We start from the raw sequence: 23,385 nt of genomic DNA, 5'->3' as shown, positions 1-23,385 counted from the left end.
GTCAAGGCTGACCTCTGTCACGAGGTTATTGCCGGCATGATGACAAAAATCGGGGTTGTTGTGATTCAAAAGGGCGTAAGTCAATTTTTGCGTATTGTGGTGGGTATCCTGTTTGCCATCCTGCTGGCAGCCGGCGCCCTGACGTGGCGACTGGACCAAGGGCCTGTGATGCTCGACGCCCTGACACCTTACCTGGAAGATGCCCTGTCCGACCCACAAGCCAACGTACGGGTTTCCATTGAACATACTGAACTACGCTGGGATCACGGGCTTGGCTCTGTCGGATTACGCCTTCAGGGAACACGCGTAAGAGATAACCAAGAGAGGCTTGTCGCACGCTTCCCCGGGCTGGGTATTACCATCGAGCCATGGTGGCTTCTGCAAGGCCGGATTTACCCGAGAATGATCCGGATCATCAATCCCAGAATCCTGATGATCCGGGACAAAAATGGCCAGATACGCTTGGGCATGTCAGACTTGCCGGATAACCCGGTGCCCTTGCCGGAAGAACAAGGACATACAGAACCTGAGAGCACGGCAACAGAAACAACAACCGACTTTGTACAGGAGATTCTGGCGTCCCTGACCAACCATGGCTCACCCGATGGCACACCGGGCAGCGTTGTCCTGTCGCATCTGTCACTGTTACAGATCAGCGATGCCAGCATGGTGGTTATCGACAGAATAGCCGGAATGACATGGCATATTCCCCAAGCATCTGCCGACATGACCCGCACCCGTGGTCAGCTGGATTTTGATGCTGACCTAGAACTGGCCACATCACGAGACACGACGCATCTGGATCTGACGGGCTCCTACAGCGCCCGATCCCGTCATCTAGAGTTCAGGCTGGAAACACGGGACCTGCGCCCGTCGGTCCTGTCCAACCTGTCCGGGGCACTGTCCCCGCTGGCCGGCTTGGATATCCCGCTAAGTGGCACCATAGAAGCACGCCTTGCCTTGGGAGAGCAGACAGCCCTTGTCTCGGGAGCTGCTCATATCACCGGAAAGTCAGGCATTCTTCACCTCCCAGAACCGATAAAAGGTGATATTCCGGTCAAATCATTGGAAATAGGACTGAAGACAACAGCAGACCTGCAGGACATTCAGCTGGAAACCCTGATACTGGATCTGGATGGAACCATCGTCACGGCCCAAGGCCACCTTCAGTCCGGGACAGGAGGGACCACGCCTCCCTCAGGGCAAGTGACCGTCTCTGTCGATGCGCTTCCGGTCAACCGGCTCCGCGACCTGTGGCCCGCTGCACTTGCGGTCAATCCAAGAACGTGGATTACAGAGAACCTAGAGGATGGAACCGTACGGAACGGGTCATGGACATTCGACCTGGGGGCTGATGAACACAACACCATCATGCTCAAGGCCCTTTCCGGCACAGCACAGGCAGAAGGAGTCACCGTCCACTACCTGCGCCCCATGCCCCCGGTATCCGATACGCACGCCACCATTTCTTTCACAGGGGATACTGTCGGCATTGCGGTTCAAAGTGGATACTCCGGCGCGCTCAAGGTCACCGGCGGAACAATCGCGCTTGAAAAACTGGACCAAGATGACAACACCGCTGCCGTCAATCTGTCCATAACCGGTCCCTTGCCTGAAGCCTTGGCCCTGATCGACAACAAACCGCTGGGCTATGCCCGCAAGATCGGCATTGTACCGGACAAAACAGCCGGCCATGTGGAAACAGAGCTGAAGCTATTATTTCCTCTGCTCAGCGACCTTCCCCTAGACCAGTTGTCTGTCCATGCCAACGTGCAGGCAAAGGACGTGTCGATTGCCAATCTGGTTTTCAACCAGAACCTGGAAAAGACCCGCATCACCATGGCGGTGACAACACAAAATCTTGAGGCAAAGGGAGAGGGAATGATCGGCGGAATTCCCGCCCGTTTTACGTGGACGGAGAACTTCTCCGGCACCCCCTTTGCCAGCCGTTACTTGGTTGATGCTACCATCGCGCAGGACAAAAGACCCGTTGTCGGCCTGACCTTTACGCCCTTTGACGGAGAATGGATCGAAGGACCCATTACCGCAAAGGCCGACATGACAACCCAAAGCGACGGCCATGCCACCCTGAACGTAGACGCCGACCTGACCGCAGCCCATGCCGCAATACCTGAACTTGGATGGGTCAAACCCACCGGAAAGCCCGGACATGCCAAGGCAACGTTGCTGCTGCGCGGACAGAATGTGACCGAAGTACCATCGTTTTCAGCCAGCGTTGCCCCGGATCTGACAATACGTGGGTCCCTGAATATCGGACGCAACAGCACACTGGCAGACCTGCGCCTAGATACGGTGCGGATCAACGGCACGGATGCAAAAGTCCGGATCAGACCAGCCAAGGACAGCGACGGCCTGAATGTTACGGTCACTGGGTCAACCCTGGACCTGTCTCCCCTGTTCTCGAGCCAAGATGACAGCGAAGGCAACAGTAAAAAGGAGCCGGACAGAACATCCAGCATGGCCGATGATGCCCCCCTGCCTGAAGGTATACCGACAACCCCGCCGACGGTCACACACCTGGATTTTGCAAAGGTCTTGATGTCCGAGCATGGGGGACTGGAAGACCTGAAAGTATCTGCGGCACGTCGTAACGGCCGCTTCGAAAGCGTACAGGCCACAGCCCGCGTCGATGAAGGAAAACCGGCGGAATTCCGGATTACCCCCTCAGGGGAACAGGATGGAAGAAATATGACCCTGCGCACATCGGATGCCGGTGCACTGGCCCGTGCGTTGGGTATTATCACAACAATGCGGGGCGGAGAGCTTCAGGTTAACGGAACCCTGAGTCGTCATGGCGTGGCCCGTGGCACCGCGACGGTCGGTCAATACCGGCTGGTGGATGCTCCGCTCCTAGCACGAATACTGTCCGTTGCCGCCCTGACCGGGATTCTGGATACCTTGCGGGGGGAAGGCATCGGCTTCGAATCCCTAGAAGCTCCCTTCGTGTACGACAGCGACCGCAACAGGCTGACCCTGAATGACTTCCGGACCCACGGGGCATCACTTGGAATGACAGGGCGCGGAACTGTGTGGTTTTCTGAAGGCCAGATTGACGTAGCCGGCTCCATCATACCGGCCTATGCCCTGAACAGCTTGGTCGGCAAGATCCCCCTGATCGGGCAGATCCTGACTGGTTTTGAAAAAGACGGCGGTCTGATTGGGGCCAACTACGCCATTCGCGGCACAACCAGCGAGCCGTCTATTTCTGTCAACCCCCTCAGCGCCCTTGCACCGGGCTTTCTGCGCCGACTGTTCAATCTGGGACAGGGTAGTACAGCGAACGAGGCCGAACCTCAACCGGCACCTTCTCCCTGAAGCGGGGAAGGACGCCGCCCCCGGATCAGACGCCCGTCAAGTACGGCAAGGCCCAGCGCAATAAGGGCCATGCCTGCCCCATGGCGGGGTTCCAGCTGCTCTTCCAGAAACAGGAAGCCCAGGACAACGGCACTGACTGGAATCAGGAAGGTAACAAGGGATGCATTGGACGCCCCGACGCGATCCAGCAGGTTATAAAACAGCAGGTAGGCACAGACCGTTGACAGAACAGCAAGCCCAAGAACCGCACCCCATGCCGGGATACCGGGTACAGGCAGGGTCCACGGCGTTTCCAGAGCCAGAGCAAGGGGCACCAGAACCAAGGCTGCCCCGGTAATGCTTCCCACCGTAACGATCAAGGGGGATACGCCGTCCTGCTGCGCAAGGTAACGCCCATAAATCGCCGCCATGGCATACGACAAGCTGGCCACCAGCACCGCACCTTGGGCCAGAACAGACAGGCCGATGCCATCAAGGGCATCCAGACCTGTCATCACCACCACACCACTAAATCCCAGCACCACACCAAGGCATTTTCCCGGTGTCATCTTCTCCTCGCGGATCAGGACATGGGCTAATAAAACGGTAAACAAAGGCGTTGTTGCATTCAGAATTGAAGCCACACCAGCTGAAACCGTCCCCTGCGCCCAAGCAATCAAGACCTGTGGAACCGCATTGTTCAGCAACCCCATAGCAACAAAAGCGAAAAAGGGCGCAGACCCGATCAGGAAAAATTGACCCCGGATCATCAACAGGCCCCACAAAAATGGCAGGGCACAAAAAACCCGCAGGGCAACCAGCGTAAAGGGCGGGATCTCAGGGACGGCAACACCGACAAAGAAAAACGCCCCCCCCCAAAGAACCGATAAAAGAACAAGCAAGCCCCATTCCCGCACCCCCATCACTGTACCCGCCACGTCTGCATTCCCTGCCTAAAAAGTCTTGTCAAGAAAAGGGGCCCAGCACCCCCTGAAGGAAAAGTACCTGAACAGATACGGGCAAACCTGTCATCTGGTTTTATCCCGAACAGACCATTGACCCGGAACCGGGGCTGCGATACCCCTGCCCGGATAGTCTGGACAACAGGAATGCTGTACTGTGTTTGCCACCATCTCCGACGCTGCCCATGCGGTTCTGACCACAGCAGACCCTGCCCGTAAATGTCTGCTGACACGGCAGCTTTGCCTGCTGTGGGAACGAACCGGGCTTCCACCGGCAGGACAGACCCTGCCACCGGACAGGCCGGCACGACCGGAGCATCCCGCCCTTCTACCCCCCCGGGATATGCCGAAGCGGTCAACAGGTCCGGGAAAGGGGCGCATTGGCCTGATCCATGCCTTGGCCCATATCGAACTGAATGCTGTTGATCTGGCCTGGGACATTGTCGCCCGCTTCAATGATGAAAGAATGCCCGTCGCCTTTTATACGGACTGGATCCGGGTTGCTGATGACGAAGCCGGACACTTCATGATGCTGGAAGGGGCCCTGCGTCGGCACGACTCCTTCTACGGTGCCCTGCCGGCCCATGACGGGCTGTGGCAAGCAGCCGAGAAAACAACAGGGTCACTGTCGGCGCGCCTAGCCCTTGTACCCATGACACTGGAAGCACGCGGACTGGATACCACACCTGCAACAAAGGATCGCTTGCGAGCGCAAGGAGAGCATGATCTGGCCGACATGCTGCATGTGATCTTCGAGGATGAAATACGCCACGTCCACAGCGGCGTGCGGTGGCTGACCTACTTGGCCCAGCGCGACAACCAGGACCCTGCTGCCCTGTTTGCCACCCATATCCAAACCCTGTACCCCGGGGGCCTGAAACCACCTTTTAACGTGGAGGCTCGCACGCAGGCTAGCTTCCCCGAGAGCTGGTACCGGCCACTACAGGCAGAACCAACATAAGGGGAAGAGCAACACCCTGTTACAAGAGCGGTGGACTAACCAAGGCTTGTCTAGGTCCTTCTGCGGTATCCCCCGCAACGGATTGGGCCTTGGCGCCATCAATCACAAATCTACCTTGTACCAGCCGACGCAGGGCTTCCGGATAAATCCTGTGTTCCTGTTCCAGAACCCGGGAAGCCAGTGTATCCGGGGTATCCGCTGACAGAACAGGAACCGCTGCCTGCATCAGAATTGGCCCGTCATCCAAGGCCGGGCGTACAATGTGGACCGTACACCCGTGCACACGGACCCCGGCATCAAGAGCCTGCCGGTGTGTGTGCAGTCCCTTGAAGGATGGCAGCAAGGATGGATGGATATTGATGATTCGATCCTGCCAACCACAAATGAACCCGGCGGACAGAACCCTCATAAAGCCGGCGAGGCATACAAACTCCACACCAGCCTCCCGCAGGCAGGCATCCAAGGCGGCATCAAAATCCTCTCGCGAGGGAAAATCCTGATGCGGGATAACTGTTGTGGGGACACCGGCCATCCGGGCACGATCCAGTGCATAAACATCGGGAATATTGGATATGACGCGAACAACAGAGGCCGGGAAATCCGGCCCCTCCGCCGCATCAAGCAAGGCCTGAAGATTGGATCCCCGGCCGGACACCAGCACCCCGACCCTGGCACGGGACGATGCCGCTGCTATCATGGCCCCCATGCCTTTTCCAGCCCCTCCATCAGAACCGCCTCCCCTCCAGGGGCACGTTCAACCAAGGAACCAACAACCCGAGCCTGCTCACCAAAAGACTGCAACAGGTCTAGGGCCTCTCCGACATGGTCCGGCGACACCACCATGATCATACCCAGACCGCAGTTGAACGTCCGCGCCATCTCCCGCGCTGTCACCCCACCCTCGCGGGATAGCCACTGGAACACAGGAGGCAAGGGAACAGCCGCCATATCCAGCGATGCTGCCAGATGGCCAGGCAGGACGCGGGGAATATTCTCGGGAAAACCGCCACCGGTAATATGGGCCAATGCCTTGGCATACCCGGCCCGCACTGCCGCAAGGCAACTTTTCACGTATATCCGTGTCGGAACCAGAAGCGCCCGCCCCAACGACATCTCTGGCGCGAAGGGGGCTGGAGCATCCCAGTCAAGCCCCGTTCTTTCAACAATACGGCGCACCAAGGAATAGCCGTTGGAATGCACACCGGTAGATGCCAGCCCGATGATCACATCTCCGGCTTGGCATCCGGATCCGTCAATCAAGGATCCCCGTTCAGCTGCACCAACGGCAAAACCGGCCAGATCATAATCCTTGCCGGCGTATAGCCCCGGCATTTCAGCGGTTTCCCCGCCGATCAGGGCACAACCGGCCTGACGACATCCTTCGCTGATCCCGGCAATAATGGTGCGAGCACGCTCCACATCCAAGGATCCGGTGGCAAAGTAGTCCAGAAAGAACAGGGGCTCGGCCCCCTGAACAACCAGATCGTTGACACACATCGCAACAAGGTCAATACCAACCGTATCGTGACAGTCAGCATCGATGGCGATTTTCAGTTTTGTACCAACGCCGTCGTTTGCAGCGCACAGGACCGGATCCTGAAAGCCCGCGGCCCGAAGGTCAAAAAGACCCCCGAAGCCGCCTAGGGCCGAATCCGCTCCGGGACGTGCTGTTGAACGGGCAAGGGGTTTGATGGCTTGCACAAGGGCGTTTCCGGCGTCAATGTCAACGCCGGCATCCCTGTAACTTAGCCCTTTGGGTTCGGAAGGAGTAGTAATGGCGGCCTCACAGAGGTTCACTGTCAAATGGATGGACCGGATGCGCAAGATACTGCAACGGGCGGCTAATGCAATGGCTGGAAAAAAGGCAGTATGCCTGACCGTGCTCTGGATAGCTGTTTTCGTACCGTTTCCGGTAAAAGCCGCCGATATTCCCGGGGCGATGCTGTCCGTCTATACCGTCAGCGATGTTGCTGTGGATGCTTCGGCCCCGAATGCCGTCCGGGCCCGTGAAGAAGCCTTGGCCAATGGACAGCGCGATGCCTTCCGTATTCTTGTGACCCGTCTGGGCGCACCGGCAGACCGTATTCCCGTACCGGACCCAGCCGCCATGAACGAGCTGGTGCTGGGTGTTGCCATCCTGGAAGAAAAGACATCCAACGTCCGTTACATCGGGAAAGCCGCCTTCACATTTTTCCCGGACGGGGTACGTGACCTTTTACGCAAGGCCGGCTTTACGGCGGTTGATGTACCGGCCCGCCCCCTTGTCGTTCTACCTGTCTGGACACCGTCTCCGGGTGCTCCATCCCGGTTGTGGGACGATCCGAATCCGTGGAAGACAGCGTGGGACAACCGTCCGAAAGCCGGCTTGGTTCCGTTGGATGTTCCCTTGGGGGATCTGGAAGACGTAACCGCCATCGATGCTGCACGGGCTTCAGCCATGGACCCGATGGCCATTGATACCATTACGCAACGGTATCAGGCTGAAGATGCGTTGATCGCTCATGCCGAGGCCTTGTCCCTTGATCGCTCCAGTGGCCTTCCGACAGAAATACGGATCCGTGCCACCCGTGGACAGGACAGGGATGCAACATTCCACGATACGGTTCCAGTCTTGGGTGGCCTATCCTTGGAAGCAGCCCTGAACGAGGCCGTAACCCGCACCGTTGCCTGGTTGGAACGTGGCTGGCACGACGAATACAGCACAATAGCCAGCGGTGAGACCCAGACCCTGAATCTGAGGGTTCATATTTCTGCCGGACTGGAAAACTGGCTGGCTGTGCGCAAGGCCCTAGACAAGAACCGGAATATCAAGTCCTGGGCCCTTGATACCCTGACTCGCACAGAAGCTCTGGTGTCTGCAACGATTTATGGTGATGCCGAACGCCTGTCGTCCTCTCTGTCTGCCGATGGTTTGCAGATGATCCTGGAAGGGGAGCAATGGGTTATTCACCCGGCAACCCATACACAGGCGCCCCCGTCATCACTTACGCCAGTGCCATACAATAGCCAGTATCCCGAATAACAACTGGGCAGCCACGAAGACACGTGCATGAAGACGGATCTGGAAAGAAGGCGAGCCCCCGGTTATGGTGGGCACTGGCGCACGATAAACACCGAGCCTCGATGACTGCATCACCCTCTCCGCTGCCCGGCGACCCATACCCCCCCTCACCACCCTCACGAACGTGGGTGTTCTGGGTGTCGATGGTGCTTCTGGCTCTGCTATCAGTTTATATCCTGCGAACCGCGCTCCTGCCCTTTGTGGCAGGGGCGGCCGTGGCCTATTTCCTTGACCCCGTTGCAGACTGGCTGGAACGTCATGGCCTTTCGCGTCTGGTTGCAACCATCTTGATTACATTTCTGTTCCTGATGGTTGTCATCGGCATACTCCTGATTCTTGTGCCTGCCCTTCAGGCAGAGATCGTGGGCTTTGTCCATCGCATTCCAGCCTACGCCCAAGCTATTGCAAGACGACTGGAACCCTTGGTGAGCCAAGCTGCAGAGTTCCTGCCCAAATCCCAGGTCCAGAAATTGACCGACGGCGCATCCGGGATGTTCAGCAATGTCCTGTCCTGGATTTTTGATCTGGTACGGAGCCTTCTTTCCGGTGGAGCCGCCCTGATCAATGTCCTGTCCCTGGTGGTGATTGCGCCCGTAGTGGCCTTTTACCTGCTGCGCGACTGGGACGCCATTGTGACCAGAATTCATGACCTCTTGCCGCGACAACACGCCGGAACCATTGTGGAACTGGCACGGGAATCCGATACCGTGCTGGCCGGCTTTGTCCGCGGACAGGCTATTGTGTGCGTGTCGCTGGGCACCTTCTATGCAGTGGGGCTCAGCCTAGTGGGCCTTGATCTGGGGCTTCTGGTCGGGTTGGGTGCAGGGCTGATCTCTTTTGTGCCCTATGTCGGCACCATTCTTGGCTTTGTCATATCCATGGGCCTAGCCTTTGCCCAGTTTTCCGATACGTTGCACATTGCCCTGACAGCGGCCGTCTTTGCCTTGGGACAATTCTTGGAGGGGAATTTCCTCTCCCCTTGGCTTGTCGGCAACCGCGTTGGCCTGCATCCCGTGTGGATGATTTTTGCGCTGCTGTCCGGGGGAACACTGTTCGGCTTCGTTGGCATTCTTATGGCCGTACCGGTTGCCGCCGTTCTGGGGGTTCTGGTACGCTTTTCCCTGCGTCGTTACCGTAACAGCCACCTTTATCACGGCCACAAGCCGACATGACGGGGGGCTACTCCCCCTATACTGTCAAAGGACCTGCCCAGATCATGCAGCAATTGCCCCTGCCACTTGAACACCGCCCTGCCCTGGGGCGGGAGGATTTTCTGGTTTCCTCTCATAATGCCGAGGCCGTTGCCTGGATTGATCGCTGGCCAGACTGGCCAACCGTGGCCGTAATCCTTTATGGCCCGGGCGGATGCGGTAAAAGTCACTTGGCCCATGTATTTTCTGCCTGCGCAGATGCCCCCGTAGTTCAGGGAGAAACCAATCTGGTTCTGGACCCGCCCGTACTCCTTGCAGGGCATCGCGCCTTGGTCATTGATGACGCGGATGCCGGGCTTGATCAGGTTTCCTTTTTTCACCTTTTCAACAGCGCCCGCGAAGCAGGCTGCTCTCTGCTTTTAACGGCATCCGCTCCACCGTCCGTGTGGGGCCTGACACTACCTGACCTGCGTTCACGCCTGAACACAGCCCCGACAGCATGCATCAGCGACCCGGATGACACCGCAATGGCTGCCGTCCTGATCAAGATGTTCTCGGACCGGCAACTGCGCATTGGTACCGATGTCCTGGATTATCTGGTCCGCCATATGGAACGCAGCTTTGAAGCCGCACGGACCTTGGTACAGAATGCAGACCGAATATCCTTGGCAGAACAACGCCCGATTACACTTCCGCTTGTAAGGCGACTCTTGCAGCAGGATGAGCGCATGGAAGCCTCTTGATAACACAGTGAAAAGACAGGAAAGCGACAAAGTGCCAGTGGCTTTTTGACATATCAGGCACAATATCTGTCGCATGATCTCGTCCAAGATCCTGAAAACGCATCTCAACCGCCCTTACACCGAGGAAAGGTGCCTTTTGACGTATATCCCTTTCTTTCCGAAGGGGTTTTCGTGATAACATAAGGCATGCTTACCCTTGTACGTGGAGTATTGCTACAATGCCTGAGACACCTGCCGGAGAGTCCCGCAGAAATCGGGATAGCGGAACCAGCCGCTCTGATCAGACCGAATACCGGGCCAGCCGTGGCAGTACGGGACACGTACCGACAGAAGACGCAACAACGCCTCACATTCATGCTTCCAGCCCTGAACGCTTCATCAATCGTGAACTGTCATGGCTGGCCTTCAATACCCGTGTTCTGGAAGAGGCCGAAAACACACGTCACCCCTTGCTGGAGCGTGTACGTTTTCTGTCTATTTCAGCGTCCAACCTAGATGAGTTCTACATGGTGCGTGTCGCCGGCCTGAAGGGACAGGTGCATGCCGGCATCACAACCCTGAGCCAAGACGGGCTGACGCCAGCACAGCAGCTGGAAGCCATCCATGTTGAAGCACGCAACCTGATTGAAAAACAGAACCGGGTCTGGGACACCCTGAAAAGGGAACTGGAGCAAAACGGCATTCATGTGATCAATACGGATGCGCTGTCTTCCGATGACCGGATCTGGCTTGAACACCACTTTATGAGCCTGATCTTCCCGGTTCTGACGCCGCTAGCCGTTGATCCTGCACACCCCTTCCCCTTTATCCCCAACCTAGCGCAAGCATTGGTCCTGCACCTGACCCGGCGCGAGGATCATGAACCCCTGCGCGCCCTGATCCCCCTTCCCACGGGGCTGGACCGCTTTATTCGCATCCCCGGGGAAGCCATTCGCTTTCTGGCCGTCGAGGATGTGGTGCTTCTTTTTCTACACCACCTGTTTCCGGGTTTTGAATTGCAACAATGGGGCCATTTCCGGGTTATTCGTGATTCAGAAATGGAGATTGATGAAGAAGCACAGGATCTGGTCCAGTCCTTTGAAAGCGCCCTGAAGCGTCGGCGAAGGGGGCTTTGCATTCGCCTGAAGATGAATGCTGACATCCCTGATGATCTGGCCAAGCTGATTTGCGACGAAATGCATGTGGCCCCGGCGGACGCCTTCCGGGTTAACGGGCTGATCGGCTTGGCTGATACACGCAAGCTTATTACGGATGAACGCCCTGACCTTCAGTTTGTCCCCTTCAATATCCGCTTCCCGGAACGGATACGGGATTTCGGAGGGGATTGCTTCGCCGCTATCCGCAAGAAAGATATTGTGGTTCATCACCCATACGAATCTTTTGATGTTGTGATTCAGTTTCTGCGACAGGCCGCACGCGATCCCAGTGTCATGTCCATCAAGCAGACTCTGTACAGAACGTCCAAGGGTAGCCCGATTGTCGCCACGTTGATCGAAGCCGCAGAAAACGGAAAATCCGTTACGGCCATGGTAGAGCTGAAAGCACGCTTTGACGAAGAGGCCAACATACAATGGGCCCGGGATCTGGAACGGGCCGGTGTCAACGTCGTCTATGGGTTCCTTGACCTGAAAACCCACGCGAAAATCAGCCTGGTAACGCGGCGCGAAGGGAATGAACTGCGGTCGTATGTGCACTTTGGGACTGGAAACTATCACCCAATCACAGCCAAGATTTACACTGACCTGTCCTTCTTCTCTGCTGATCCGGCCCTGTGCCTTGATGCTGCCCGCGCATTCAATTTCATGACCGGGTATGCACGACCTGAAAAGATGGAAAAGCTGATCATAGCCCCATTGGGGTTGCGGGATTTTCTGCTGGCGCGCATCGATGACGAGATCAAGAACGCAAAAGCCGGGAAACATGCGGCGGTCTGGGCCAAGATGAATTCCCTAGTTGACGGAAAGGTCATTGATCGCCTGTATCAGGCGTCCTGTGCCGGCGTGCAGGTTGATCTGGTCATACGCGGGATTTGTTGCCTGCGCCCCGGGGTACCCGGGCTGTCTGAGAACATACGAGTAAAATCGATTGTCGGGCGTTTTCTCGAACATTCCCGCATCATTGTCTTTGCCAATGGTGGCCCCTTGCCCGGTGCACAGGCAAAGGTCTATATCTCATCGGCGGATTGGATGCCACGCAACCTGATTCACCGGGTCGAGCATCTTGTGCCGATCGAAAATCCAACCGTCCACACACAGATCCTCGACCAGATTATGGGGGCAAACCTCAAAGATACCAGCCAGAGCTGGAGCCTGCACCCGGATGCGACCTTCGTCAGAGCAAAACCATCAACGCATGCTTTCTCTGCGCATGACTTCTTTATGAACAACCCATCACTGTCCGGTCGGGGAAATGGTGTACAACACCCACCGAAAAAATCTCCGCGTATCATCCTTCAGCGCGAATAGGCCAAATACATATGCAGGACAGGATTTGCCGCAAGCCAGTTGGCATCATTGATATCGGGTCCAACACCGTTCGACTGGTTGTATACGACGGTATTCACCGGACACCGATGGCGCTGTTCAATGAAAAAGCCACCTGCGCCTTGGGCGCCGGCATTGAAAGCCGTGGACGCTTGAACCCGGATGGGGTGCCGATGGCTGCGGCATCTATCGAACGCTTTGTTCACTTGGCCCGGGCCATGAATGTAGAGCGTCTGGATATTCTGGCAACAGCAGCCTGCCGGGACGCCTCGGACGGGCGCAAATTCCTGAAAAACATCGAGAAGCGAACCGGCGTGCCGGTGACCCTGCTCAGCGGGGAAGAAGAAGCGATCCGCGCTGCCTATGGTGTACTGTGCTCCATCCCGGATGCAGACGGCATGGTGGCCGACCTTGGGGGCGGTTCCCTGGAACTGGTTACGGTAACCCCGGACAGCAAACCCGATACCGGGGAATTCATAAGCTTGGCTCTGGGGGTTCTACGCCTAGCCGAGAACGCCGGCAACAGCTGTGGCAACAAGCTGCGCAACCTGATACGCAAGCGTCTTGCTGCTGTTACCTTCTTGGAACACGGGAAGGGACGCCACCTGTACGCCGTCGGGGGATCATGGCGGGCATTGGCCCAGATCATTATCGAGCATATGGACTACCCCCTGCATGTTCTTGACAACTTTTCCCTGCCCTACGACACAGCACGCGAAATGGTGTCACTGGTAACCCAGCAAAACAAACGTGCACTGGAAAAAATGGGGCACGTATCCAAACGGCGCCTGCCCTATTTGCCACTGGCCGCAGCGCTGCTGGATATCCTTCTGGAAGAGATTCAGCCCGATGCGCTGGTGTTCTCTGTGTATGGCATGCGCGAGGGACAGTTCTTTCTGAATCTGCCACAGAAGATGCAGGACGGTGACCCGCTTCTGTCTGCGGCTACAGAATGGGCCCGTGCCGCCGGTCGCTTCCCCGAACATGGGCGAGAGCTGCTGGAGTGGATGGCTCCGCTGTTCCCCGATGAGCCAAAGCACCTGAACCGCCTGCGCCATGCGGCGTGTCTTTTGGGGGATATTTTCTGGAGCGAACACCCGGACTATCGGGCTGAGCAGGCGTTCCTGAAAGTCCTGCGCCTGCCCTTCATGGGCCTGAACCATACTGACAGGGCTGCGTTGGCCTTGGCTGTCTATTACCGCTACAGTAGCAGCGACGCCCTGCCCGCTGTCAAGCAGGCCCAAGAACTTCTGGATGCCAAGCGTCTAAAACGTGTACGGCTTATTGGCGCAGCGCTACGCCTTGGCCACTCCATCAGTGGCGGCGCGGCGGGCATTCTGGCGCAAACACAACTGGAGAAAGGTAAAAAGAACCTTGTTCTGGCTGTACCCGCAGACGACCCCGTGTACTACACGGAACTTTTCGGGAAGAAGCTGGACAAACTGGCCAACGAGCTGGGCTGCAAGGGACAGGTTATCCAGATCTAGGAAAGGGGTGAATCACCCCTCTATTTCCACGGCCTCAACATGCCGCCCGTTACGAGACAGACAGAGAGCAAGGCTACCGTTCTTCAAGGCCAGGGCATCAGCCCCGAAAACATCACGGCGCCACCCCTTCAAGGCTGGAACATCCGCATTATCATCAAGAGCAATCAGCTCTAGGTCTTCACTGTCGGCAACCAGCTTCTGGGCCACGTCGTGCTCTTCACACCGCATTTTCAGAAGAACCCGCAGCAGATCGGTCGCCGGGCCAATACCCGGTGGCAGATCGCGACGATATGGTGGGGTCGGAAGATCCTCCGCCGGCATAGCCTTGCCCCGGGCAACAGCCTCCAGAATAGACTGCCCCGTGATTCCTTCTGCCTGCCCCTTGACGAAACCGCGCGTCCGCTCCAGCTGCTCGACCGTACGGGGGGCATGGGCTGCGATTTCAAGGAGAGCCTCATCCCGCAGCACACGCTGACGCGGAATATCGCGCGTCTGGGCCTCAATCTCGCGCCATGCCGCAAGCTCACGGACAATGCCAAGAAAACGGGGCGTCTTGGTCCGGGTCTTGAGACGCCGCCATGCCTCTGGCGGATCAACACGATAGTTGGAAGGATCAAGCAGCACAGCCATCTCCTCATCCAGCCAATGGGCCCGGCCGGTTTCCTCCAGACGAGCAGCCAGTTTTTCATATACAACGCGCAAGTGCACAACATCGGACAGGGCATAAGACACCTGCTGGTCTGTCAGCGGACGTCTGGCCCAATCCGTGAAGCGCATGGACTTGTCGATGGAAACCTTTGCCAATTTGCTGGCCAGCGTTTCATAGCCGACCGAATCTCCGAATCCGCAGACCATGGCTGCGACCTGGGTATCAAAGAGCGGCGCGGGGAACGTTCCCATCATATTATAGAATATTTCCAGGTCCTGCCTGGCTGCATGGAAAACTTTCAGAACCGACGTGTCACGCATCAAGGCGAACAAGGGAGAAAGATCAATGCCCGGCGCCAGGGGATCAATACAGCGTGCCTCATCAGGCCCGCCAACTTGCACCAGACAAAGCTGCGGCCAGTAGGTCTTCTCCCTCATGAACTCGGTATCCACCGTAATGAAGGGTGTACCGGCGAGGCTGTCACAAAAAGCCTGTAAGGCCTGCGTATCGGTGATGAGGATGCTTGTGTCGTTCATGCGGAAACATATAGCGTGACAGGAACAGCCTTGCAATCCGTGGCCTGAGGAAAGATTCACCCGCCCATGCAGCAGGAGGATACAAACGGGATACCAATCTGGATACGGAAAACCCGGAAGCTCCCGACATATAACCAACCAAAATAACACCCGAAATGATACAACACGGCTTGACACACTGAAATTAGGTTTTCCAAACCTACAGGCTCAGTCTAATATCCTCTGCAGATGCGGGAGGATCGGGAAAGCTCTGAAAATGTTGCCCCGCTTGACAAAAAGATGCAAACTAACGCTAAAAACAGATGCAATAGTGCTCGGAGGCTTCGTTGGATGAATAGAATACTGATTGCAGTTGCGGCTGCGGCTACCGTGTCACTTGCGACAACAGGCGCATTTGCCGGGGCCACCTTGGATGCTGTCAAAAAGCGTGGCACCGTTGTGTGTGGGTCGCACACCGGTCTGGCCGGGTTCTCCACGCCCAATGAAAAAGGCGTGTGGACAGGGATTGATGTAGATGTCTGCCGCGCTGTCGCGGCGGCCGTCTTCGGTGACGCAACAAAGGTATCCTACGTTCCCCTGTCAGCCCAGCAACGCATTACAGCCGTACAATCCGGCGAAGTGGACTTGCTGGCGCGCAATACGACGTGGACCCTCTCACGTGATACGGCCAATGGAATGGATTTTCCAGCCGTCAACTACTATGATGGTCAGGGGTTCATGGCACACAAGAGGCTGGGCCTCAAAAGCGCTAAGGAACTTGATGGTGCGACCGTCTGCGTGCAGACGGGAACGACGACCGAGCAGAATCTCGCCGACTATTTTCGTGCAAATAACATGAAAATGAATCCGGTCACGATTGAGAAGTACGAGGAAGTCAGCGCAGCCTACTCCTCCGGACGCTGTGATGCCATCACCTCTGACATTTCACAGCTTGCTGCCATCCGCGCCAACGATGTGCCCGACCCGGCCGAGCATGTGATCCTGCCCGAACTCATCTCCAAAGAACCACTTGCCGTATCTGTCCGTCATGGTGACAACCAGTGGACCGATATTGTCCGCTGGTCGTTCTATGCCATGCTGAATGCCGAGGAGCTGGGGATTACATCCGCCAATGTGGATGAACAGCTGAAGTCAGCTACGGATCCAAATGCCAAGCGCCTGCTGGGGATAACCCCTGGCATGGGGGCTGCCCTTGGCTTGGATGAGAAGTGGGCCTATAATATTATCAAGCAGGTTGGCAACTATGGCGAAAGCTTTGAGGCCAATGTTGGACTGAAGACGCCAATGCGCTTGGAACGGGGCCTCAATGCCCTATGGAACAAGGGCGGCATCATGTATGCCCCTCCTGTTCGCTAGGATAGGCGCTGTATAATACCCCGCCGGTCTTCTCTTCACGATGACCGGCGGGTTGTGTGTTTCTTGTTGCGGGTGCAGACACGCCTCTGACATGTCGTCGAAAGATAGTCAGGGAAACGCTTGATCGCATAGCAGAGCCGCGACGCAATGAATGGCACACGCGTTTTGTTTGAGCTGTTGTTTATAAACTTTGGGATCGCAAACCATGTCCGAACCTGGAAAAAGCCGGTCGGGCGGAGCCCTATTGAATGATGTCCGCATACGCGGAATCATTGCCCAGGTGCTTGTGCTCGGTGCTGTGTCGGCACTGATTGCCTGGCTGGTACACAACACCCTGAGCAATCTTGCCGCATTGCAGATTGCAACCGGGTATGGGTTTCTCGAACGAGAAGCTGCCTTTGATATCAGCGAGAGCGTTATTCAGTACTCCCCGGCTGATACCTACCTCAGGGTTCTGGCTGCTGGCCTTCTGAACACGCTGAAGGTTTCCCTTATCGGCATTATACTGGCAACACTTATAGGAACATTGTTTGGTATCGCGCGCCTGTCCAGCAACTGGATCATTGCCCGTATTGCAGGCATATACGTCGAAGGCTTGCGCAATATTCCCCTGCTGCTACAGCTTTTTTTCTGGTATGCCCTGATCACGGAAGCGTTGCCCAACCCGAAACAAGCACTTCAGCCGCTGGAAGGCGTTTTCCTTTCGAACCGTGGCATAAAAATTCCATGGCCTGTCTGGGAAACCGGACACACCATCGCCGTCGTTGGCTTTTTTGCCGCCCTTGTTGTTGCTTTCTTCCTTAATGTACGCGCCACACGCATACAAAATGCAACCGGTCAACGCCCGGGGGTCTTGCTGCCCGCCTTGGGGCTGATGATTATTTTCCCGGTATTGGGATGGCTGGCAGGCGGTGCACCGACCGAAATCAGCACCCCCGTCCTGCGGGGCTTCAACTTCCGGGGCGGGGCTAATCTGTCTCCCGAATTTACAGCGCTCCTGACTGGACTGACCTTGTACACGGGCACCTTTATCGCCGAGATTGTCCGCGGCGGTATCAGTGCTGTTCCTTGGGGGCAAACCGAAGCTGCCGTCGCCTTGGGCCTTAAACGGTCTCGCGTGATGAGGCTTATCCTGCTTCCACAGGCGTTGCGCGTCATCATCCCACCCTTGACGAGCCAGTATCTGAACCTCGTCAAGAACTCCTCCTTGGCTGTTGCCATTGGCTACCCTGATCTTGTCAGCGTTGCAAATACGGCAATCAACCAAACCGGCCAAGCCGTAGAGGGGGTTGCCATAATCATGGCAGTGTATCTGACAATATCCTTAAGCATTTCGGCCTTTATGAACTGGTACAACAGTCATATAGCATTGCGGGGAGGACGGTGATGAATACCGAACGAGACCCGCGTCCGGGCGATGCCCTTTCCCACATCGAAGAACCGGTCAGTGTTTACCCAAGTTCACCCCAAATGCGTTCTATGCATGTCTTGGGGTGGGCACGGCAAAATCTTTTCAGTTCGACATCCAACACCATCATGACCCTTCTATGCTTGGGACTGTTGGTGCAGATCGTGCCTGGACTGCTGAACTGGGCTTTCGTCAATGCCATCTGGTCTTCTGCAACACCGGATGCCTGCAAAGTCTCCGGAGCTGGTGCGTGCTGGGCGGTCATTGAACAGAAACACCGCTTTATACTGTTTGGCCTTTACCCATATGAAGAGCATTGGCGCCCGATCACGGCTACGGTTCTCTTCATCATCGCACTGGCCGTAACCTGCAATCCACGTTTCTGGGGCCCTACCTTGGCTCTGGTGTGGGTCGTAACACTCCCCCTGTGCGCCATACTGATGTGGGGTGGCATTCTGGGCATGACCCGGGTCAGCAATGATCGCTGGGGTGGCCTGCCTCTGACGCTTCTCCTGTCTGTCATCGGTATTGGACTGGCGTTTCCTATTGGTGTTCTGGCTGCCCTTGGCAGACGCTCGGAACTACCGATCATCAAGTCAATCAGCGTTATCTACATTGAACTAATTCGCGGTGTGCCGCTGATTTCCGTCTTATTTATGGCATCAGTCATGCTGCCGCTGTTCCTGCCCGAAGGAACAACGATCGATAAACTACTCCGCGCCCTTGTTGGCATTACCCTGTTCACAGGCGCCTATCTGGCAGAGGCCATTCGTGGCGGGCTTCAGTCGTTGCCACGAGGGCAGTATGAAGCCGCTGATGCCCTTGGACTCGGCTACTGGCAGAAGACACGGTTGATCATCCTGCCCCAGGCTATCCGCATTGTTATTCCGCCACTGGTGAACCAGTTTATTTCCATGTTCAAGGATACATCGCTGGTTATCATTATCGGGCTGTATGACCTGTTGACCACAGCAAAAACAGCCATGACCGATCCAGCATGGCGCCCGTTCTACGTAGAGGCATACGTCTTTACAGCCTTGATTTACTTCGCCTTCAGCTTCTTCATGTCCCGCTACAGCCTGTATCTGGAGCGTCACCTGAATACGGGAGTTCGCCGATGAGCGACCATAACACCTCCACCAACGCCGCGTCCCAGCGCAAACCCGGTGAGGAAATCGTGATTAGCCTGACCAACGTCAATAAATGGTACGGTCAGTTTCATGTCCTGCGTGATATCAACCTTGTGATCCGCAAAGGTGAACGCGTTGTTGTCTGCGGTCCTTCGGGATCGGGGAAGTCAACCATGATCCGCTGCATCAATCGCCTAGAAGAACATCAGGCAGGTGTCATCATGGTCAACGGCACAGAACTGACCAATGATGTCCGTGCGATTGAGGCCATCCGACGCGATGTTGGCATGGTGTTCCAGTCCTTTAATCTGTTCCCGCATCTGACGGTTCTGGAGAACCTTGTCTTGGCACCAACGTGGGTCAAAAAGGTTCCCCGTAAGGAAGCCGTGGATGTGGCCATGTACTATCTGGGACGCGTCAAGATTCCCGATCAGGCCAACAAATACCCCGGCCAGTTGTCAGGAGGACAGCAACAGCGCGTCGCCATTGCCCGCGCGCTGTGCATGAAGCCGGACATTATGCTCTTTGACGAACCGACGTCAGCTTTGGATCCTGAAATGATCAAGGAAGTTCTGGATGTCATGACAGAGCTTGCGCAGGAAGGCATGACCATGGTGTGCGTCACCCATGAAATGGGCTTTGCCCGCTCGGTGGCGGATACGGTTGTTTTCATGGCTGACGGTACGATTGTTGAAATGGCCCCTCCTCAACAGCTGTTCAACAGCCCACAGGAAGAGCGGACCAAACAGTTTCTCAGCCAGATTATCCAGCACCACTGATACGGAAACACCCTACAAAATTAGAGCAAGCCCTGTATAGAGAAAGGGCTTGCTCTTTTTCTTGGACGTAAGCGTATGAAGAAATTTCGGATTCTCTTTGTACACCCCGGGGGGGGGCAGTATGGTGGCTTGGCCCTAGATCCCATAAAGAGAAAGAAGAGCAGGCTAGAAATCCGGCCTATCGCCTTCCTGAACCATGGTCTTCATTCCTGCTTCGGTCTGTAAGCGCTGATCAAGCGTAACACGTTCCCGGATCGCAAGCTCTTTTGGCTGCATCGATAATTCCGGGCGCCCATTTTGTTATTATGCATGCAATATCGGCGCTAACGAAAAATGATATGCGTCGTAAAAAGATATGCTTGAAGAGCCTATAATCTCCCGTGGCCAATCATCACGATACGGCCAAGCCCCAAGTCTATTCGATCATAAAGGATGGAAAAAACTACATGCAACCACCACCCCCCTCTTTTTTCATGGAAAAGAGTGAAATGAAGCCTGCCTGATCCAAGATAATACGTGCTGAAAAGCACATGCCCCACGCTACGAGCGGGATCGATAACAACGTGCGCTATAGGCAAGATCAGCGAAAAGCCCCTGAAACCATTTTGGTTTCAGGGGCTGCAATGGTGCCCAGAGGCGGGATCGAACCACCGACACTGCGATTTTCAGTCGCATGCTCTACCAACTGAGCTATCTGGGCCCTTTTAAACACAAACCAGTTTTCTTTCTAAGACAACCAGTGCGTCGGGAGCACGCTTATAGGAAATTAAGTTCTTCCTGTCCAGCCTGTTTTCACAATTCGTTTTCTTTTTTATCTTCAAGCGAAGCACCTGCATCGCCTGCCTGCTCTGGCGCATCCAGCACAGGAACACGGTAGCTTTCACTCATCCAGCGATGCAAATCAACATCAGCACAACGCTTGGAACAGAAAGGCCGATAACGCTTATCAACAGGCTTCCTGCACTCAGGGCAACAGGCTGCCGACACACGAACAGGCTCGACACACGTGACAGGCCGGGGGTCATCAGAGGAACTGGACATTATGCAACCTCGTAACGGCTGGCTGGGTAAGAAGGAACAATCTCCAAGCCAACAGGAGAGCCCGCCTTGCGCCCAGCCTCTTCCAAGGCCGGAGCAAGGCGCCCTGTTAACAAGGCATGAAGAACAGGGGATACCCTGAGAGAAACACGCGCAGCCCGGGTTGAACGCAGCACGTCAAGTGCAGCACGCAGGCTGTCCAGCGCACTGGTTTCAGGCAGGATGTCCGCCTCCCCCCCCTGCGCGGGGGATAATATGATTTCCCCAAGAGGAGTCCGGGTCCGGTCCCGACGAATTTCCACAAGCCCCAGCCCCGAGACACCCAATACCGTTGAGGGAACGCAATCCATAGACAAAGCGTCTTCCAATGCCTGGGCCAAGGCTTTCTTAGCAGGGCGGGCCCCACCGCGTTGCGGGGCAATAAAATCAACAACGATCATCCCGGCCAAGGCACGCAACCGAATCTGCCGCGCGATCTCGGCAACAGCACGGACATTGACCTCATCAGGATTATCCCCGCCTGAGTCAACGTCAATGGCTGTCAGCGCGGCTGTTGGCTCAATCCACAAACACCCCTTGGCACCAAGAGGGACACGTCGCGCAAGTGCCCCCCCAAGAACAGCATCACAATCCATCGTCGACAACAAGGACCCCGGACCATCCCAGAGACGCACAGTAAAGCCAGCAGAACGCATCTTCAGAAGAAGGTCGGCATCGTCACACACAACGTCCTCAACATGCCGGCCTGACAACGCAACAGACAAAGGCAAGGGACAATCCGTGCCGCCCGCCAGAACAGACTGGTAGCGTGCTCTCAGAGTATCAAGCTCCCGGATCAGGGCATCTGGCTGCATGGAGCAGGCTTCGGGACGTACAACAAGCCCCTCCCCGGCACAGAGGACGGGCAAAAGGCACGCCTGCAACAGCTCCCTTTGCCCAGGATCACGAAGACTGGAAGAAAACGTAAGCCCCGGACGGGACGGAGTCAGAATAAGGCCATGCCCGGCAATAGACACATCCAAGCCAAGCCGCGCGCCTTTTCCCCGCCGGGGTTCGTGCACAACCTGCACCGGAAGCCGGGTTCCTTCAGGCAACGGAGGGCGACCGGGGCTACCCTTTACAGGCAAGAACCCCGGATCCTCCGCCCCAATATCAACCAGAACCGCTTGGCAGGCTGGCAAATGCTGAATCACAAGACCCGGAACGATAGACCCGACCACCGGACGGCAGTCGCGGAAAAGGTGAATCTCAACCACAGACCCACCCTCGACAAGAGCAATCCGTGTCTCCCCCGGACTACGACTGACCAAGGCCACACGTCCGGACGCTGCCATCAGCCTTACCCCCGGCGAAAACCCAAGCCACCCAGAAGACAATCTGTCTCGCGCAAGGGCAGCCCCACAACATTGGACCAAGACCCGTGCAAACCCGTCACAAAGACCTCGGCCATGCCTTGGATAGCGTAACCACCGGCCTTCCCGTCCCATTCACCGGAATCAATATACTGTTGCACACGATCAGGCGAAAGAACCGCAAAACCAACGACAGTCTGGACAACACGCAAGGCCAGACGGCCATCGGGGGCCACCACACAGACACCGGTGTAGACGCGGTGACGGCGCCCGGACAACAGGGACAGGCAACGACGCGCCGTATCCGCATCTTCTGCTTTTGGCAGAATACGCGCCCCACACGCCACAACCGTATCCGCGGCAAGCACAAAGGCCCCGTGATGGCGTGGCGCAACAGCTTCGGCCTTGGCACGGGCCAAACGAAGGGCATACGGCCGAGGCCCTTCTTGCTTCAGGGGGGTTTCGTCGATTTCAGCGGGATCAACAACCGCAGGCACCAAGCCAATACGGGACAAAAGATCAAGGCGACGAGGAGATGCAGAGGCCAAAACAAGGGGCGACGGCATGCACGACCTATCCATGCCAGACACCGGCCGCTCTTCCTGCAAAACCAGCATGCCTATTTGAAGCGGAACGTAATACGACCTTTATCGAGGTCGTAGGGGGTCATCTCGACCGTAACGCGGTCACCCTTCAGGACACGGATTCTGTTCTTCCGCATGCGCCCGGATGTGTGGGCAATAATTTCGTGATCGTTGTCGAGCTTCACACGAAACATGGCGTTAGACAGCAGCTCTGTGACTTCTCCCATAAACTCGAGGGAATCTTCCTTGGACATTCTTGCTCCTGATTTGGCACGTGCCAGTAAAACTGCATCACATAAATGTTAAAAAACCGCCGCGCGGTCAAGCTCTTTGACCACGGGACCGGCACGAACGTATCCTGGACACACAACATACCGCGCTGCAACACAG

The 23,385-nt window shown here is 56.4% G+C and carries 19 protein-coding genes and 1 tRNA gene; 11 read left to right on the top strand and 9 right to left on the bottom strand.

Features of this window, described 5'->3' with window-relative positions; genetic code table 11:
- Positions 1-36: 36 nt before the first annotated feature.
- Positions 37-3,336, top strand: coding sequence for a YhdP family protein (locus tag AY555_RS06750; RefSeq protein WP_066135035.1), 3,300 nt, complete (start codon positions 37-39; stop codon positions 3,334-3,336).
- Here AY555_RS06750 and AY555_RS06745 read toward each other — a convergent pair.
- Positions 3,315-4,253, bottom strand: a complete 939-nt coding sequence (locus tag AY555_RS06745; protein ID WP_245176893.1) for a DMT family transporter — start codon at positions 4,251-4,253, stop codon at positions 3,315-3,317. The genes AY555_RS06750 and AY555_RS06745 overlap by 22 nt on opposite strands.
- Before the next feature lie 181 nt (positions 4,254-4,434).
- On the opposite strand from AY555_RS06745, the gene AY555_RS06740 reads away from it, so the two are divergent.
- Positions 4,435-5,238, top strand: coding sequence for a ferritin-like domain-containing protein (locus AY555_RS06740; protein WP_066135032.1), 804 nt, complete (start codon positions 4,435-4,437; stop codon positions 5,236-5,238).
- Between the two features lie 19 nt (positions 5,239-5,257).
- On the opposite strand, the gene purN is transcribed toward AY555_RS06740, so the two are convergent.
- Both purN and purM read right to left on the bottom strand, forming a co-directional pair.
- Positions 5,258-5,935 (bottom strand): phosphoribosylglycinamide formyltransferase, encoded by a 678-nt coding sequence (gene purN / locus AY555_RS06735; RefSeq protein ID WP_407646302.1) that lies wholly within the window; start codon positions 5,933-5,935, stop codon positions 5,258-5,260.
- Positions 5,932-7,041 (bottom strand): phosphoribosylformylglycinamidine cyclo-ligase, encoded by a 1,110-nt coding sequence (gene purM / locus AY555_RS06730; protein ID WP_209315795.1) that lies wholly within the window; start codon positions 7,039-7,041, stop codon positions 5,932-5,934. The genes purN and purM overlap by 4 nt, the downstream gene beginning before the upstream one ends.
- Before the next feature lie 13 nt (positions 7,042-7,054).
- On the opposite strand from purM, the gene AY555_RS06725 reads away from it, so the two are divergent.
- The 5 genes from AY555_RS06725 to AY555_RS06705 all read left to right on the top strand — a co-directional run bounded on the left by AY555_RS06725 (position 7,055) and on the right by AY555_RS06705 (position 14,163).
- The gene (locus AY555_RS06725; protein ID WP_167798428.1) at positions 7,055-8,260 is read left to right on the top strand and encodes a DUF2066 domain-containing protein; all 1,206 of its coding nucleotides are present in this window, start codon (positions 7,055-7,057) and stop codon (positions 8,258-8,260) included.
- Between the two features lie 101 nt (positions 8,261-8,361).
- Positions 8,362-9,471, top strand: coding sequence for an AI-2E family transporter (locus AY555_RS06720; protein WP_082811902.1), 1,110 nt, complete (start codon positions 8,362-8,364; stop codon positions 9,469-9,471).
- Between the two features lie 44 nt (positions 9,472-9,515).
- The gene (locus tag AY555_RS06715; RefSeq protein WP_066135024.1) at positions 9,516-10,193 is read left to right on the top strand and encodes an HdaA/DnaA family protein; all 678 of its coding nucleotides are present in this window, start codon (positions 9,516-9,518) and stop codon (positions 10,191-10,193) included.
- 218 nt (positions 10,194-10,411) lie between these two features.
- Positions 10,412-12,658 (top strand): RNA degradosome polyphosphate kinase, encoded by a 2,247-nt coding sequence (locus AY555_RS06710; protein WP_082811901.1) that lies wholly within the window; start codon positions 10,412-10,414, stop codon positions 12,656-12,658.
- Positions 12,659-12,669: 11 nt separating this feature from the next.
- Positions 12,670-14,163: a Ppx/GppA family phosphatase gene (locus tag AY555_RS06705; RefSeq protein ID WP_066135022.1), complete on the top strand. Its 1,494-nt coding sequence runs from the start codon at positions 12,670-12,672 to the stop codon at positions 14,161-14,163.
- 12 nt (positions 14,164-14,175) lie between these two features.
- On the opposite strand, the gene rnd is transcribed toward AY555_RS06705, so the two are convergent.
- A complete protein-coding gene (gene rnd, locus AY555_RS06700) occupies positions 14,176-15,348 on the bottom strand; it encodes a ribonuclease D (protein WP_066135020.1) in 1,173 nt (390 codons plus the stop codon).
- Positions 15,349-15,678: 330 nt separating this feature from the next.
- Between rnd and AY555_RS06695 the strand changes: the two genes are divergently transcribed.
- The 4 genes from AY555_RS06695 to AY555_RS06680 all read left to right on the top strand — a co-directional run bounded on the left by AY555_RS06695 (position 15,679) and on the right by AY555_RS06680 (position 20,021).
- Entirely contained in the window at positions 15,679-16,704 is a 1,026-nt protein-coding gene (locus AY555_RS06695) for an amino acid ABC transporter substrate-binding protein (protein WP_066135018.1), read from the top strand.
- A gap of 205 nt (positions 16,705-16,909) precedes the next feature.
- Positions 16,910-18,091 carry an amino acid ABC transporter permease gene (locus AY555_RS06690; protein ID WP_066135016.1) on the top strand — a complete coding sequence of 394 codons (1,182 nt, stop codon included), beginning with the start codon at positions 16,910-16,912 and terminating at the stop codon, positions 18,089-18,091.
- Entirely contained in the window at positions 18,091-19,233 is a 1,143-nt protein-coding gene (locus AY555_RS06685; protein WP_082811900.1) for an amino acid ABC transporter permease, read from the top strand. The genes AY555_RS06690 and AY555_RS06685 overlap by 1 nt, the downstream gene beginning before the upstream one ends.
- Positions 19,230-20,021, top strand: a complete 792-nt coding sequence (locus tag AY555_RS06680; RefSeq protein ID WP_066135014.1) for an amino acid ABC transporter ATP-binding protein — start codon at positions 19,230-19,232, stop codon at positions 20,019-20,021. The genes AY555_RS06685 and AY555_RS06680 overlap by 4 nt, the downstream gene beginning before the upstream one ends.
- 624 nt (positions 20,022-20,645) lie before the next feature.
- On the opposite strand, the gene AY555_RS06675 is transcribed toward AY555_RS06680, so the two are convergent.
- The 5 genes from AY555_RS06675 to infA form a co-directional block, all read right to left on the bottom strand.
- Positions 20,646-20,721: transfer RNA gene (locus AY555_RS06675), tRNA-Phe, on the bottom strand.
- A gap of 92 nt (positions 20,722-20,813) precedes the next feature.
- Complete coding sequence (locus AY555_RS06670; RefSeq protein ID WP_066135013.1) at positions 20,814-21,062, bottom strand: DNA gyrase inhibitor YacG; 249 nt, start codon at positions 21,060-21,062, stop codon at positions 20,814-20,816.
- Positions 21,062-22,393, bottom strand: a complete 1,332-nt coding sequence (locus AY555_RS06665; RefSeq protein ID WP_066135011.1) for a ribonuclease E/G — start codon at positions 22,391-22,393, stop codon at positions 21,062-21,064. The genes AY555_RS06670 and AY555_RS06665 overlap by 1 nt, the downstream gene beginning before the upstream one ends.
- A gap of 5 nt (positions 22,394-22,398) precedes the next feature.
- Positions 22,399-22,977 carry a Maf family protein gene (locus AY555_RS06660; protein ID WP_066136719.1) on the bottom strand — a complete coding sequence of 193 codons (579 nt, stop codon included), beginning with the start codon at positions 22,975-22,977 and terminating at the stop codon, positions 22,399-22,401.
- 53 nt (positions 22,978-23,030) lie between these two features.
- The gene (infA, locus tag AY555_RS06655; RefSeq protein WP_066135009.1) at positions 23,031-23,249 is read right to left on the bottom strand and encodes a translation initiation factor IF-1; all 219 of its coding nucleotides are present in this window, start codon (positions 23,247-23,249) and stop codon (positions 23,031-23,033) included.
- Positions 23,250-23,385 lie beyond the last annotated feature (136 nt).

The organism is Haematospirillum jordaniae (genome assembly GCF_001611975.1).
Lineage (GTDB): Bacteria > Pseudomonadota > Alphaproteobacteria > Rhodospirillales > Rhodospirillaceae > Haematospirillum > Haematospirillum jordaniae.
Note: the sequence above shows the minus strand (reverse complement) of the source record. Positions and strands in the feature narration are given on the sequence as shown.

Coding starts and splice junctions, on each gene's coding strand:
- rnd (WP_066135020.1), bottom strand. CDS start 15,348: ATGAACGACACAAGCATCCTCATCACCGATACGCAGGCCTTACAGGCT.
- infA (WP_066135009.1), bottom strand. CDS start 23,249: ATGTCCAAGGAAGATTCCCTCGAGTTTATGGGAGAAGTCACAGAGCTG.
- AY555_RS06705 (WP_066135022.1), top strand. CDS start 12,670: ATGCAGGACAGGATTTGCCGCAAGCCAGTTGGCATCATTGATATCGGG.
- AY555_RS06670 (WP_066135013.1), bottom strand. CDS start 21,062: ATGTCCAGTTCCTCTGATGACCCCCGGCCTGTCACGTGTGTCGAGCCT.
- AY555_RS06685 (WP_082811900.1), top strand. CDS start 18,091: ATGAATACCGAACGAGACCCGCGTCCGGGCGATGCCCTTTCCCACATC.
- AY555_RS06720 (WP_082811902.1), top strand. CDS start 8,362: ATGACTGCATCACCCTCTCCGCTGCCCGGCGACCCATACCCCCCCTCA.
- AY555_RS06710 (WP_082811901.1), top strand. CDS start 10,412: ATGCCTGAGACACCTGCCGGAGAGTCCCGCAGAAATCGGGATAGCGGA.
- AY555_RS06665 (WP_066135011.1), bottom strand. CDS start 22,393: ATGGCAGCGTCCGGACGTGTGGCCTTGGTCAGTCGTAGTCCGGGGGAG.
- AY555_RS06725 (WP_167798428.1), top strand. CDS start 7,055: ATGCGCAAGATACTGCAACGGGCGGCTAATGCAATGGCTGGAAAAAAG.
- purN (WP_407646302.1), bottom strand. CDS start 5,935: ATGATAGCAGCGGCATCGTCCCGTGCCAGGGTCGGGGTGCTGGTGTCC.
- AY555_RS06750 (WP_066135035.1), top strand. CDS start 37: ATGATGACAAAAATCGGGGTTGTTGTGATTCAAAAGGGCGTAAGTCAA.
- AY555_RS06695 (WP_066135018.1), top strand. CDS start 15,679: ATGAATAGAATACTGATTGCAGTTGCGGCTGCGGCTACCGTGTCACTT.
- AY555_RS06660 (WP_066136719.1), bottom strand. CDS start 22,977: ATGCCGTCGCCCCTTGTTTTGGCCTCTGCATCTCCTCGTCGCCTTGAT.
- AY555_RS06680 (WP_066135014.1), top strand. CDS start 19,230: ATGAGCGACCATAACACCTCCACCAACGCCGCGTCCCAGCGCAAACCC.
- AY555_RS06690 (WP_066135016.1), top strand. CDS start 16,910: ATGTCCGAACCTGGAAAAAGCCGGTCGGGCGGAGCCCTATTGAATGAT.
- AY555_RS06715 (WP_066135024.1), top strand. CDS start 9,516: ATGCAGCAATTGCCCCTGCCACTTGAACACCGCCCTGCCCTGGGGCGG.